The 14,522-nt window shown below is 70.3% G+C and carries 5 protein-coding genes, 1 tRNA gene and 1 rRNA gene; 6 read left to right on the top strand and 1 reads right to left on the bottom strand.

Annotation, left to right across the window (positions count from 1 at the left end; all coding sequences use genetic code 11):
• Positions 1-45: 45 nt before the first annotated feature.
• A 5S ribosomal RNA gene (rrf, locus tag OG599_RS25645) occupies positions 46-162 on the top strand.
• Between the two features lie 424 nt (positions 163-586).
• Positions 587-659, top strand: a tRNA-Thr gene (locus OG599_RS25650).
• Between the two features lie 134 nt (positions 660-793).
• On the opposite strand, the gene OG599_RS25655 is transcribed toward OG599_RS25650, so the two are convergent.
• Entirely contained in the window at positions 794-3,418 is a 2,625-nt protein-coding gene (locus OG599_RS25655; RefSeq protein WP_327178312.1) for a SpoIIE family protein phosphatase, read from the bottom strand.
• A gap of 487 nt (positions 3,419-3,905) precedes the next feature.
• On the opposite strand from OG599_RS25655, the gene OG599_RS25660 reads away from it, so the two are divergent.
• The 4 genes from OG599_RS25660 to OG599_RS25675 all read left to right on the top strand — a co-directional run bounded on the left by OG599_RS25660 (position 3,906) and on the right by OG599_RS25675 (position 14,514).
• On the top strand, positions 3,906-9,332 hold the full coding sequence (locus OG599_RS25660; protein ID WP_327178313.1) for a HAMP domain-containing protein: 5,427 nt from the start codon (positions 3,906-3,908) through the stop codon (positions 9,330-9,332).
• A gap of 295 nt (positions 9,333-9,627) precedes the next feature.
• Positions 9,628-10,302: a response regulator gene (locus OG599_RS25665; RefSeq protein WP_327178314.1), complete on the top strand. Its 675-nt coding sequence runs from the start codon at positions 9,628-9,630 to the stop codon at positions 10,300-10,302.
• A gap of 291 nt (positions 10,303-10,593) precedes the next feature.
• Positions 10,594-13,425 (top strand): DNA translocase FtsK, encoded by a 2,832-nt coding sequence (locus OG599_RS25670; RefSeq protein WP_327178315.1) that lies wholly within the window; start codon positions 10,594-10,596, stop codon positions 13,423-13,425.
• A gap of 285 nt (positions 13,426-13,710) precedes the next feature.
• Positions 13,711-14,514, top strand: coding sequence for a helix-turn-helix domain-containing protein (locus tag OG599_RS25675; RefSeq protein ID WP_327178316.1), 804 nt, complete (start codon positions 13,711-13,713; stop codon positions 14,512-14,514).
• The last annotated feature ends 8 nt before the right edge of the window (positions 14,515-14,522 follow it).

Genomic DNA, 14,522 nt, shown 5'->3' on the forward strand with positions numbered 1-14,522 from the left:
ATAACAACCGCCGTGTTTTCATCCGGTTGGTTAATTTCATAGTGTTTCGGTGGTCATTGCGTTAGGGAAACGCCCGGTTACATTCCGAACCCGGAAGCTAAGCCTTTCAGCGCCGATGGTACTGCAGGGGGGACCCTGTGGGAGAGTAGGACGCCGCCGAACAATTTTTCCGGGAGACCCCCGTGCCTTGTGGCACGGGGGTTTTCTGCGTTTACGGGAAACCCTGGATCTGACGGCGAACCGGGATCTCATGGCGAATTCGAGGGCCAGAACCTGCTGGGAGCGCGCGAGCGCGGTCCTGGACGGAAGGGCCGGACCGAGGTGCCGGCCGGCCCGTGCGAGTCGACGGACCGGCCCACGCCGGCCGGCTCCGCCGGACCCCGGCCCACGCCCGGCGGGACCAGTCCATCCGGGCCGGTCCGCGCGGGGTTGCTGAAGGTCGCCCGCCGCCGAAGACGGGCCGAACACACACGAGAGCGCCTTCCCCTGACGTGTTTTCACAACTGTTCGGGTTCCGCGTGGCAGATGGTTCTGGAGCCCCCGGAACTGGGGTATGCTTATCTCGTTGCACAGCAGAGCGCAGCAAGCCCCAATAGCTCAGTCGGTAGAGCGTCTCCATGGTAAGGAGAAGGTCTGCGGTTCGATTCCGCATTGGGGCTCAGCAAAGGAGAAGGCCCCCACCATTCGGTGGGGGCCTTCCTGCTTTCCCGGGCGGTCCGAGAGCTGTCCCTTTCCGGACCGCCTGATGGCAGCCCGGAAAAGCAGTCCCCGGTCCCGGAAAGCAGCCTGCGGATCAGATGGTCTGCGGCTCCGGTACGCGCATGGCGAGGATGGCCATGTCGTCCGAGGCCGGCTCGGCGGCGAAGCGCTCCACGGCCCGAAGGACCCGTGCGGCCACCGCACCGGCCGTCAGCCCCGTGCAGTTGGCCAGGACCTCCGCCAGGCCGTCGTCCCCGAGCATGCGGGTTCCCTCACGGCGCTCGGTGATGCCGTCCGTGACACAGAGCAGGACGTCACCCGGCGCGAGCGTGATCTCCTCCTCGTACAGCTCCAGGTCCTCGATGACGCCGAGCAGCGGCTGCGGCTCGGCGGCCGCCTGCACGGAGCCGTCCTGACGGAGGCGGAGCGGCAGGGGGTGGCCGGCGCACACGACCTTCAGGAGGGCGCTGCCGTCCTCCTGGGGGTGCAGCTCGCCGTAGAGGAGCGTGAGGAAGCGGCTGCGGGAACCCTCGTCGAGGATGGCCGCGTTGAGCCGCTCCAGCACCGCGGGGCCGCCGAAGCCCTCGCGGGCCAGCAGGCGCAGGGCGTGCCGGGCGAGGCCCGTGACGGCCGCGGCCTCGGGGCCGGTACCGCACACGTCGCCGATGGCGAAGCCGTAGACGCCGTCGCGGATCGGGAAGACGTCGTAGAAGTCGCCGCCGACCTCGTTGCCCTCGCCGGCCGCGCGGTAGATGACCTCGATCTCGACGTTCGGCACCACCGGCTGGCTCGGGGGCAGCAGGCTGCGCTGGAGGGCCTGGCTGATGGCCGTGCGCTCGGAGTAGAGGCGGGCGTTGTCCAGCGCGAGGGCGGCCCGGCGGGACAGGTCCTCGGCGAGCTCCAGGATCTCCTGGCGGAAGTGGTCGTCCGACGGCTTGCCCAGCGTCAGCATGCCGATGACACGGTTGCGGGCGACGAGGGGGAGGACGACCGTCTCCCCGCCCACCGCGGCGGCCGTGGCGAGGGTCGTGCGGGTGGAGTTCGCCATGCTCAGCGGGGCGTCGCTGCTCAGGCTCCGCATCGACGTGCGCAGCGCGGCCTCGTGGGCGGCCTTGGTCGGGGCACCCCACACACGGGCGCCCGGGGAGGGCACCGGCTCGGGCGGATCGATGCGGGAAAGCAGCGCCTTGAGGCCGTCGATCAGGTCCTCGTCCTCGTGCAGGACGTAGGAGAGGAACGGCTCCGAGGCGGGGTCGGCGATGGTGTAGACGGCGCACCAGGTGGCGAGGGTCGGGACGGTCATCTGGGCCATGAGGGCCAGGGTCTGGTCCCGGTCGAGCGTCCCGGCCAGCAGGTCGGACGCCTCGACGAGGAAGGAGAGGGAGCCTCTGCGGAGCCGCTCCAGCTCGCCCAGGCGGGCCGACTCGACGGCGAGCGCGATGCGGTCGGCGGCGAACTGGAGGCGCAGGGCCTCCTCGTTGGTGTAACGCCCCGCGGCCTCGGCCGCGACACCCAGGGATCCGGTGAGCCGGCCCTCCACCTTCAGGGGGACCGTCACCACCGAGCGCATCCCTGTGCCGCCCAGCAGCGGAACGGCACCCTCCACGGCCATCAGGTCCTCGTGGACGGCTGGCATCCGGGCGGAGCCGTAGCGGCCCGCGCCCGCCTCGACGGGGACCCGGGCGAAGCGCTGGCGGGCCGACGGCAGGCCGGTGGTGGCACGGACCTCGAGTTCGGTCTCGTCGTCCGTGGCCAGCAGCAGGAAGGCGGCGTCGGCGTCGAGCATGTCCCGCGCCCGCTCGACGGTGCGCTGGAGCAGGCCGTCCAGGTCGTCGGGGGCGGGGGAGCCGATGAACACCTCGAAGGGGTCCGCGGAGCGGCTCTCGCCGGTGTCGGTGACCGGAGCCCGCACCGGGCTCTGCAGCACCGCGCGCTCGTCGTCACGGACCATCAGGCAGACGGTGGACGGAGTGCCCCCGGTGTCCCGGACCCGCAGGTGCGAGGCGTAGACGGGGACGACCCGGCCGTCCGCGCACCGGAAGCCGTAACTGCCCTCCCACCGTGAGAGCTGGAGGGCGGCGGCGATGCCGGTGCTGGTGCCGGGGGTCTGCGGCCAGGCGGCGAACTCGGTGAGCTGTTTGCCGACGACCTGCTCGGGGGCGTACCCGAAGAGGAACGAGGCGTCCTCGTTCCAGGAGGCCACGGCGCCGGACATGTCGATCTGCGCGACGGCGACCCGGATGCGCCGGTCGGCGACCGGCAGGCTCTCGACGGGCAGCAGCGGGCCGGCGGAGCGGATGCCGACCGGCCGGTCGGGCAGGTCCAGCTGGAACCAGACGTGTTTGCGGGTGGGGGTGTACTCCACGCCCCAGCGGGAGGCCAGGGCGGCGCAGAGCAGAAGGCCCCGGCCGCTCTCCCGGTCCGGGCTGCCGAAGTCGACCGCCGTGCTCTGGAGCGGGACTTCGCGCTCCGGATAGTGGTCGGCGACCTCGACGCGTACGCCGTCCTCCGCGCGCAGGCAGAGGACGTCCGCGGCGGTACCCGCGTGCACGACCGCGTTGGTCACCAGTTCACTGGTGAGCACGACGGCGTCGTCGATGACGTCGGTGTAGCCCCATCCCTGGAGCGTGTCCCTGACGAAGGCGCGGGCTGTCGCTACCGAGCGACCGGCCGGCTCGAAGGTGGCGGCCGCCCGCGCGGTGATCACTGCACTCCCCATATGGTGTCGCGTCGCTTCCCCGAGTCCAGTGCCCGTATCTCGCAGCTTCGATTCGCCCACAGCTGTCCCGTGGTCCCTGGCGGATGCGCGCGACGAACCACCGGACGGCCCTCAGCCAGGCTAGACGCTCGCCGGGGCCGCCGGGTACACGAGGCCGGACTTCACCCCGGACGAGCGGAATGGGCGTACGCGGGCGCACGAGGGTGGTTCCGCTGGGGTGCCGCGCGGGGAGACGGCGGGGTGGGGCGGGAGCCGGCGGGGTGACGCATCCCATCGGTGCCCGCGGTCGGGGTCCGGCCTGGTACGTTTCAAGGATTTGACGTTTCCATGGGCACCCGTCGACGGTGTGCTGTGGCGGTGAGGTACCTCGGAACTGGGAAAGCTCCCAGAATCACCCGAGCGAAACGGTCAACCCTGCGGGAGGGACACGGTGGAGTCTGACGTGGCGGCGCGGGGTTCAAGCACGCGTACAAGAGGCGGACAGCCCGTGAAAAAACAGCGCCAAGGAACCGTCGAGGTGGACGCGGCGGCTCTCAACAGACTGCTCTCCGCCCTGCTCGCGATGCGCGACGGCAACTTCCGCAGGCGGCTCACCGTCTCCGGGGACGGACCCTTGACGGAGATCGCGGCCGTCTTCAACGAGGTGGCCGACCGCAACCTCCACCTCACGGGTGAACTCGCCCGTGTCCGGCGGGTGGTCGGCCGGGAGGGCAAGCTCACCGAGCGGCTGGAGACGGGAGCATGCGAAGGTTCCTGGGCCGCCGCGATCGACGCGTCCAACGAACTGGTCGACGACCTCGCGCGGCCCGTGTCCGAGGTCGGCCGGGTGCTGTCGGCGGTGGCCGACGGTGACCTCGAACAGCGGATGGAGCTGCGCTCCCACACCGCGGACGAGACGGTACGGCCGCTGCGCGGCGAGTTCCTGAAGGTCGCCCGTACGGTCAACAACCTGGTCGACCAGCTGTCGGCGTTCACCGAGCAGGTGACGCGGGTCGCGGTCGAGGTGGGCACCGAGGGCAAACTGGGCGGCCAGGCGCAGGTACGCGGCATGTCCGGTTCCTGGAAGGACCTCACGGACTCCGTCAACACGATGGCGTACCGGCTCACCGCGCAGGTGCGGGACATCGCGCTGGTGACGACGGCGGTGGCCAAGGGCGACCTGTCGCGCAAGGTCACGGTCCACGTGGCCGGGGAGATGCTCCAGCTGAAGAACACCGTCAACACGATGGTGGACCAGCTCTCCTCGTTCTCCTCCGAGGTCACCCGGGTCGCCCGCGAGGTCGGCACCGAGGGGGAACTCGGCGGGCAGGCCGCCGTGCCGGGCGTCGCCGGTGTGTGGAAGGACCTCACCGACTCCGTCAACACCATGGCGGGCAACCTCACCAACCAGGTGCGCGGCATCGCCGAGGTCACCACGGCTGTGGCCAACGGCGACCTGTCGCAGAAGGTCACCGTGAGCGCGCGCGGCGAGGTCGCGCAGCTCGCCGAGACGATCAACCAGATGACCGAGACGCTGCGCACCTTCGCGGACGAGGTGACCCGGGTCGCCAGCGAGGTCGGCGGCGAGGGTCTGCTCGGCGGCCAGGCGCAGGTGCCCGGCGCCGCGGGGACGTGGAAGGACCTGACCGACTCGGTCAACACCGTCTTCCGCAACCTGACCACCCAGGTGCGGGACATCGCCCAGGTGACGACGGCGGTGGCCAGCGGTGACATGTCGCAGAAGGTCACCGTCGACGTGGCCGGGGAGATGCTGGAGCTGAAGAACACCGTCAACACGATGGTGGACCAGCTCCAGTCCTTCGGTTCCGAGGTGACCCGGGTCGCGCGGGAGGTCGGCGTGGAAGGCCGGCTGGGCGGCCAGGCGGAGGTGCCCGGCGCCGCCGGCACGTGGAAGGACCTCACCGACTCCGTCAACACGGCGTTCCGCAACCTCACCGGACAGGTGCGGGACATCGCCCAGGTGACGACGGCGGTGGCCAACGGCGACCTCTCGCAGAAGGTCACCGTCAACGTCGCCGGCGAGATGCTGGAGCTCAAGAACACCGTCAACACGATGGTGGCGCAGCTGTCCTCGTTCGCCGACCAGGTGACCCGGATGGCCCGCGAGGTGGGCACGGAGGGCATGCTCGGCGGTCAGGCCCGCGTCGACGGCGTCTCGGGTACGTGGAAGGAACTCACCGACTCCGTCAACTTCATGGCGGGGAACCTCACCGACCAGGTCCGCCAGATCGCCCAGGTGACGACGGCGGTCGCCCGCGGTGACCTGTCGCAGAAGATCGACGTGGACGCGCGCGGCGAGATCCTGGAGCTGAAGAACACCATCAACACGATGGTCGACCAGCTCTCCGCCTTCGCGGAGCAGGTGACCCGGGTCGCCCGCGAGGTCGGTACGGACGGCCGGCTCGGCGGCCAGGCGCAGGTGCCCGGCGTGGCCGGCGTGTGGCGGGACCTGACCGACTCGGTGAACGGCATGGCCGGCAACCTCACCGCCCAGGTCCGCAACATCGCGCAGGTCGCCACGGCGGTGGCGCGCGGTGACCTGTCGCAGAAGATCGACGTGGACGCGCGCGGCGAGATCCTGGAGCTGAAGAACACCCTCAACACGATGGTGGACCAGCTCTCGAACTTCGCCGAGCAGGTCACCCGGGTGGCCCGGGAGGTCGGTACGGAGGGCATGCTCGGCGGCCAGGCCGAGGTGCAGGGGGTCTCCGGTACGTGGAAGGACCTCACCCAGTCGGTGAACGGCATGGCCAACAACCTCACCCTCCAGGTGCGGAACATCGCCGAGGTCACGACCGCGGTCGCCAAGGGCGACCTGTCGAAGAAGATCACCGTCGACGCCAAGGGCGAGATCCTCGAACTCGTCACGACCGTGAACACCATGGTCGACCAGCTGATGAACTTCGCCGACGAGGTCGCCCGGGTGGCCCGCGAGGTGGGTACCGAGGGCATCCTCGGCGGCCAGGCCCGGGTGCGCGGCGCGACGGGCATCTGGAAGGACCTCAGCGACAACGTCAACCTGATGGCCAACAACCTGACCAGCCAGGTGCGGAACATCTCCCGGGTCTCCTCGGCGGTCGCCAACGGCGACCTGACGAAGAAGGTCACCGTCGAGGCGCGGGGCGAGGTCGCCGAACTGGCCGACACCGTCAACACGATGGTGACGACGCTCTCCTCGTTCGCGGACGAGGTGACCCGGGTGGCCCGCGAGGTGGGCACCGAGGGGATCCTGGGCGGACAGGCGCGGGTCCCGGGGGTCTCGGGGACCTGGAAGGACCTCACCGAGTCCGTGAACTCGATGGCCTCCAACCTCACCGGACAGGTGCGGCAGATCGCGACCGTCACCACCGCCATCGCCAAGGGCGACCTCACCAAGAAGATCGACATCGACGCGCAGGGCGAGATCCTGCAGCTCAAGGACACCATCAACACGATGGTCGACCAGCTGTCGTCCTTCGCCGACCAGGTGACCCGGGTCGCCCGCGAGGTGGGTACGGAAGGCCAGCTCGGCGGCCAGGCCCGGGTGCGGGACGTCGACGGCACCTGGCGCGACCTCACCGAGTCGGTGAACGAGATGGCCGGCAACCTCACCCGGCAGGTGCGGGCCATCGCGGCCGTCGCCACCGCGGTGACGCGCGGCGATCTGAACCTCAAGATCGACGTGGACGCGGCCGGCGAGATCCAGGTGCTGCAGGACAACATCAACACGATGATCGCCAACCTGCGCGACACCACCCTCGCCAACAAGGAGCAGGACTGGCTGAAGGGCAATCTCGCCCGGATCTCCGGCCTGATGCAGGGCCGCCGCGACCTGGACGACGTCGCCTCGCTGATCATGAGCGAGCTCACCCCGGTGGTCTCGGCCCAGCACGGCGCGTTCTTCCTGGCGATGGGGGCGGGCGACAACGACGAGGTGGGCGCGGACAGCAGCGCGGAGGGCGCGTACGAGCTCCGGATGCGCGGCAGTTACGGATACTCGGCGGGCTCCATGCCGACCTCCTTCCGGCCCGGCGAGTCGCTCATCGGCGAGTCCGCCGCGGAGCGGAAGACCATCCAGCTGGACCACGCGCCGCCCGGATACCTGAAGATCTCCTCCGGGCTCGGCGAGGCACCCCCGGCCCATGTGATCGTGCTGCCGGTGCTCTTCGAGGGCAAGGTCCTCGGGGTGATCGAACTGGCCTCCTTCCAGCCGTTCACCCAGATTCAGCGGGACTTCCTCAACCAGCTCGCCGAGATGATCGCGACGAGCGTCAACACCATCAGCGTCAACACCCGGACCGAGAAGCTGCTGGAGCAGTCGCAGGAGCTCACCGAGCAGCTCCGGGACCGCTCGGAGGAGCTGGAGAACCGGCAGAAGGCCCTCCAGGCCTCCAACGCCGAACTGGAGGACAAGGCCGAGCTGCTGGCACGGCAGAACCGCGACATCGAGGTGAAGAACACCGAGATCGAGGAGGCCCGGCAGATCCTGGAGGAGCGCGCCGAGCAGCTCGCCGTCTCGATGCGCTACAAGTCCGAGTTCCTGGCGAACATGTCGCACGAGCTGCGCACTCCGCTCAACTCCCTGCTGATCCTGGCCAAGTTGCTCGCCGACAACGCCGAGGGCAACCTCTCGCCCAAGCAGGTGGAGTTCGCCGAGACGATCCACGGGGCCGGTTCCGACCTGCTCCAGCTGATCAACGACATCCTCGACCTCTCCAAGGTCGAGGCGGGGAAGATGGACGTCAGCCCGACCCGTATCGCTCTGGTCCAGCTGGTCGACTACGTGGAGGCGACCTTCCGGCCGCTCACCGCCGAGAAGGGGCTCGACTTCTCCGTACGCGTCTCGCCCGAACTGCCCGCCACCCTGCACACCGACGAGCAGCGGCTGCTCCAGGTGCTGCGCAACCTGCTCTCCAACGCGGTGAAGTTCACCGACAGCGGGGCGGTGGAGCTGGTGATCCGGCCGGCCGGACCGGACGTGCCGAACGCCATCAGGGAGAACCTGCTGGAACAGGGCACCCTGCGGGACACCGACGACCTGATCGCGTTCTCGGTCACCGACACCGGGATCGGGATCGCGTCCAGCAAGATGATGGTGATCTTCGAGGCGTTCAAGCAGGCGGACGGCACCACCAGCCGCAAGTACGGCGGGACCGGCCTCGGCCTCTCCATCAGCCGGGAGATCGCGCGGCTGCTGGGCGGGGAGATCCACGCGGCGAGCGAGCCCGGTCGCGGTTCCACTTTCACCCTCTACCTCCCGCTGCACCGCGGTGAACTCCCTGCCCAGGGGTACCCGCAGGTGGGTTCCGGCACCTACGAACCGCCTTCCGGTACCGGGGAGTACACGCCCCCGGCCGACTCCGCGCCGCTGGGTGACCCGGCCAACTCGGCGGGAGTGTTCAGGCGTCGGCGCCAGGCGCTCGGCGATGCCCGCCGCCGTCCGGAGCTCCCCGCGCCCAACCGGCCCGGTGCCGGCTCGGGTTCGAACGCGGAGAACGCCGCACAGGAGGACTGGGTCCAGGGCGCGCAGGCGCCGGAGGCCCGGAAGTCGTTCAGGTTCCGCGGCGAGAAGGTGCTGATCGTCGACGACGACATCCGCAACGTCTTCGCCCTCACCAGCGCCCTGGAACAGCACGGACTCTCGGTGCTCTACGCCGAGAACGGCCGCGAGGGGATCGAAGTGCTGGAGCAGCACGACGACGTGGCGGTCGTGCTGATGGACATCATGATGCCGGAGATGGACGGGTACGCGACGACGACGGCGATCCGGCGGATGCCCCAGTTCGCGGCTCTGCCGATCGTCGCGCTGACCGCGAAGGCCATGAAGGGCGACAAGGAGAAGGCGCTCGACTGCGGTGCCTCCGACTACGTCACCAAGCCGGTCGATCCCGACTACCTGCTCGGCGTCATGGAGCGGTGGATGCGCGGGGAATGACGCGGTCGCGGGGGGCGGTGCCGGCGCTCTGCCGGTGCCGCCCCCCGCGGCATGGCTCCGGCAACCCCCTGGCGGAGGCTCGGGCGCCGGGTTCCCAGGAGTGGTGTGGAGGCGCTTTCCGCCGGGAACCTTTTGAACTCCCGCCGCGTTCTTGTTGTGTGCACAGTGACATCGCGGTGACAGGGTGTGGCGGCGGCCGGGGTGCGGCTACGATGACCGGCACAAGACGGACGGCGATACGGAGCCGTCCCCTGGGGCGGCACCCGGTGCGACGCCGGGATGAGGAGGGCGGGCCATGATGCAGAAGGCCAAGATCCTCCTGGTCGATGACCGGCCGGAGAATCTGCTGGCGCTGGAGGCCATCCTCTCTGCGCTGGATCAGACGCTGGTGCGGGCATCGTCAGGGGAGGAGGCGCTCAAGGCGCTGCTCACGGACGACTTCGCGGTCATCCTGCTCGACGTCCAGATGCCGGGCATGGACGGCTTCGAGACGGCGGCGCACATCAAGCGCCGTGAGCGGACGCGGGACATCCCGATCATCTTCCTCACCGCGATCAACCACGGCCCGCACCACACCTTCCGGGGATACGCGGCCGGTGCCGTCGACTACATCTCGAAGCCGTTCGACCCCTGGGTGCTCCGTGCCAAGGTGTCGGTCTTCGTCGAGCTGTACATGAAGAACTGCAAGCTGCGCGAGCAGGCGGCCCTGCTGCGAGCCCAGCTCGACGGCGGGCGGTCGGGCGAGGACCGGGAGCCGGCCGGACTGCTGGCCGAACTCTCCGCGCGGCTCGCCGCGGTGGAGGAGCAGGCCGAAGCGCTCTCCAAGCAGTTGGACGACGAGTCCGCCGACGCGGCGGCCGTGGCCACGGCCGCGCATCTCGAACGCAAGCTGACGGGTCTGCGGAGGGCGCTCGACGCCCTGGAGCCCGGTACGAACGGCGCCACCGGCATCCTGCCGTCACCGAACTGACGGGTCGGCACCGGCGCGGATCGGTGACGGACGGGCCGTACGGACCGGAACGGAGGGGCCCGACGGTCCGGGGCGTCCGGGGGCCCGACGGTCCGGGGCGGCGGACGGCGACGGAGCTGACGGCGCGTGGAACCAGCGCCGCCGGTCCGCTCGCCGCTGTCCCGCGTACCCGCCGTCCAAACCTCCCGCGAGGGTGAGGCGACGTCAGTTTCCCGCCCCTGCAAGCCGACACGGTCGGGTGAACCCGACGGGCACGTGTCCCGACGCGCCGACACCGGTAACCTCGGGCCCATGGCCTCACGTACGTCCGGCAAGGGTTCCCAGAGCTCGGCGGGCACCGCCAAGAGTGCCGGCCGTACCCCGGGGCCGGCGAGAAAAGCCGTGCCCGCGAAGAAGGCGCCGGCCGGGAAGGCGGCGCCCCCGCGCCGGGCTCCCGCCAAGAACGCCCCCGCCAGGAAGGCGGCGGCCAGGAGGCCCGCGCCGAAGCCCGCCGCGTCCCCCACCAACGGGGTGGTCCGGCTGGTGCGTGTCGTCTGGCTCGGCATGGCGCACGGCGTGGGCGCCATGTTCCGTTCGATAGGGCGCGGTGCCAAGGGGCTCGACCCGGCCCACCGCAAGGACGGCGTGGCGCTGCTGCTGCTGGGACTCGCGCTGATCGTCGCCGCGGGTACCTGGTCGAATCTGCGCGGACCCGTCGGCGACCTCGTCGAGATGCTGGTGACCGGCGCGTTCGGACGGCTCGACCTCCTCGTACCGATACTGCTCGGCGCGGTCGCCGTGCGGCTGATCCTCTATCCGCAGAAGCCCGAGGCCAACGGACGGATCGTCATCGGTCTCTCCGCGCTGGTCATCGGCATCCTCGGCCAGGTCCACATCGCCTGCGGCAGCCCCGGGCGCGGCGACGGCACGCAGGCCATACAGGACGCCGGCGGCCTGATCGGCTGGGGCGCCTCCACCCCGCTCGTCTTCGCCATGGGCGACGTCCTCGCCGTTCCGCTGCTGCTCCTGCTGACGGTGTTCGGCCTCCTCGTCGTCACGGCGACGCCCGTCAACGCGATTCCGCAGCGGCTCAGACTGCTCGGGACGAAGCTCGGCGTGGTGGACTCGCCGGGCGCGCGCGAGGACGGCTACGAGCAGTACGCCGACGACGACGAGCGGTACGACGACCAGTGGCGCGAGGCGCTGCCCGGCCGGACGCGCCGCGCCCCCGGCCGCCGCCCCGACGGGGTGTACGACCCGGACGACGCCGAGAGCGAGGCGCTGGCCCGCCGCCGCAGGCCCAGGCGGCAGACGGCGCAGCCCGGGACGAACCGGCCGATGGACGCCGTCGACGTCGCGGCGGCCGCCGCGGCCGCGCTGGACGGGGCGGTGCTCAACGGCATCTCGCCCTCACCCGTCGTCGCCGACCTCACGCAGGGGGTCCACGGCGACCGGGACCACACCGGCGACCTGGACCGCACCGGGGAGCGGACCGGTACCCCCGTCCCCGGCGCGCGCGGGGCCCGGTCCGCCGGGGACGCGGGCAAGGAACGCACCGGCCGCAGGCCCGCCGGCGCGCCGCCCGCCGGCGTACCGGACCTGACCAAGCCCGCGCCGGAGCGGACCCGGCCGCTGCCCGCCCGGGCCGAGCAGCTCCAGCTCGCCGGCGACATCACCTACTCGCTGCCCTCCCTCGACCTGCTGGAGCGCGGCGGCCCCGGCAAGACGCGGAGCGCGGCGAACGACGCGGTCGTCGCCTCGCTGACCAACGTCTTCACGGAGTTCAAGGTCGACGCGGCCGTCACCGGCTTCACCCGGGGCCCGACCGTCACCCGGTACGAGGTGGAGCTCGGCCCGGCGGTGAAGGTCGAGCGGATCACCGCGCTCACCAAGAACATCGCCTACGCCGTCGCCAGCCCCGACGTCCGGATCATCTCGCCGATCCCCGGCAAGTCGGCGGTCGGCATCGAGATCCCCAACTCCGACCGGGAGATGGTCAACCTCGGGGACGTCCTGCGGCTCGCGGACGCGGCCGAGGACGACCACCCGATGCTGGTCGCGCTCGGCAAGAACGTCGAGGGCGGCTACGAGATGGCCAACCTCGCGCAGATGCCGCACGTGCTGGTCGCGGGGGCGACCGGCTCCGGCAAGTCGTCCTGCATCAACTGCCTGATCACCTCGATCATGGTCCGGGCCACCCCGGACGACGTGCGCATGGTCCTCGTCGACCCCAAGCGGGTCGAACTGACCGCGTACGAGGGCATCCCGCACCTGATCACGCCGATCATCACCAACCCGAAGAAGGCCGCCGAGGCGCTCCAGTGGGTGGTGCGGGAGATGGACCTGCGCTACGACGACCTCGCGGCGTACGGCTTCCGGCACATCGACGACTTCAACCACGCGGTGCGCGACGGCAAGGTGAAGGCGCCCGAGGGCAGCGAGCGGGAGCTGTCGCCGTACCCGTACCTGCTGGTGATCGTCGACGAGCTGGCGGACCTGATGATGGTCGCGCCGCGCGACGTGGAGGACTCGATCGTCCGTATCACCCAGCTCGCCCGGGCCGCCGGGATCCACCTGGTGCTCGCCACGCAGCGGCCCTCCGTCGACGTCGTCACCGGACTGATCAAGGCCAATGTGCCCTCCCGGCTGGCGTTCGCCACCTCCTCGCTCGCGGACAGCCGGGTCATCCTGGACCAGCCGGGCGCCGAGAAGCTCATCGGAAAGGGTGACGGACTGTTCCTGCCGATGGGGGCGAACAAGCCGACCCGAATGCAGGGCGCCTTCGTCACCGAGCAGGAGGTCGCCGCAGTCGTCCAGCACTGCAAGGACCAGATGACCCCCGTCTTCCGGGACGACGTGGTGGTCGGGACGAAGCAGAAGAAGGAGATCGACGAGGACATCGGCGACGACCTCGACCTGCTCTGCCAGGCCGCGGAACTCGTCGTCTCGACGCAGTTCGGCTCGACCTCGATGCTCCAGCGCAAGTTGAGGGTCGGCTTCGCCAAGGCCGGAAGGCTCATGGACCTGATGGAGTCACGGAACATCGTCGGCCCCAGCGAGGGGTCGAAGGCCCGCGACGTGATGGTCAAGCCCGACGATCTGGACGGGGTGTTGGCTGTCATCCGCGGGGAAACCGCCCCCTGAGGCCAACCGCTTCGTGAGGCCAACCGCTCCCTGAGCTCAACCGCTCTGTGAGGTCACGGAAACATCGCGGAATCCTCTTCCCGGAAGGGCGGGGGCAACCGTTTCCTCCGGTCGTACGTCAAGTTCAAGTGGAGGGTGCGGCCGTGGCCGCTCCCGCGGTACGGCCCAAGGGGTTGTCCGTCGGGCCCGATGGCGTACAAAGTCGTCGCGCCCGGTTGCCCCACCCTTTCGTACCCCCCCTAGACTGAACATCCAGCAGGTGGCTCACGCTCGAAAGGCGCCCCCGTGTCCATCGGCAACTCCCCCGAAGACGACCGGCCTTCGATCGGTCGTGTGCTTCAGCAGGCTCGTATCGCCGCAGGTCTGACGGTCGACGAAGTCAGCGGCTCCACCCGGGTGCGCATCCCCATCGTGCACGCGATCGAGAACGACGACTTCTCGCGCTGCGGCGGGGACGTCTACGCGCGCGGTCACATCCGTACCGTCGCCCGCGCCGTCGGCATCGATCCGGAACCGTTGGTTCAGCAGTACGACGCCGAACACGGCGGCCGTCCTGTGCCCACGCCCGCGGCTCCGCTCTTCGAAGCGGAACGCATCCGATCCGAACCCCGGCGTCCCAACTGGACCGCGGCCATGGTCGCGGCGATCGTCGCCGTCGTCGGGTTCGTCGGCTTCACGCTCTTCCACGGTGAGGACGACGGAACCAGCACCGCACACGTGGCCGAGGGCTCCACGCCCGACAAGACGGCCACGGCCAAACCGACCCCCACCAAGCCCGCCGACCCCAAGCCCGTGCCGTCGGAGAGCGCCATCGCGGCGGCTCCGCTGGACAAGGTGACGGTCAAGCTCAGCGCCACCGAGGGCAAGAGCTGGATCTCCGCCAAGGACCACAGCGGGCAGATCCTCTTCGACGGACTGCTCCTCCAGGGCCAGTCGAAGACGTTCCAGGACGAGGAGCGCGTCGACCTCGTCCTCGGCAACGCCGGATCCATCGACCTCTTCGTGAACGGCAAGAAGGTCCAGGACCAGTTCGAACCCGGACAGGTCGAGCGGCTTTCCTACGCGAAGGGCGACCCCGAGGCGGGCTGAGAACGCCC

The sequence above is a fragment of the Streptomyces sp. NBC_01335 genome (assembly GCF_035953295.1).
Lineage (GTDB): Bacteria > Actinomycetota > Actinomycetes > Streptomycetales > Streptomycetaceae > Streptomyces.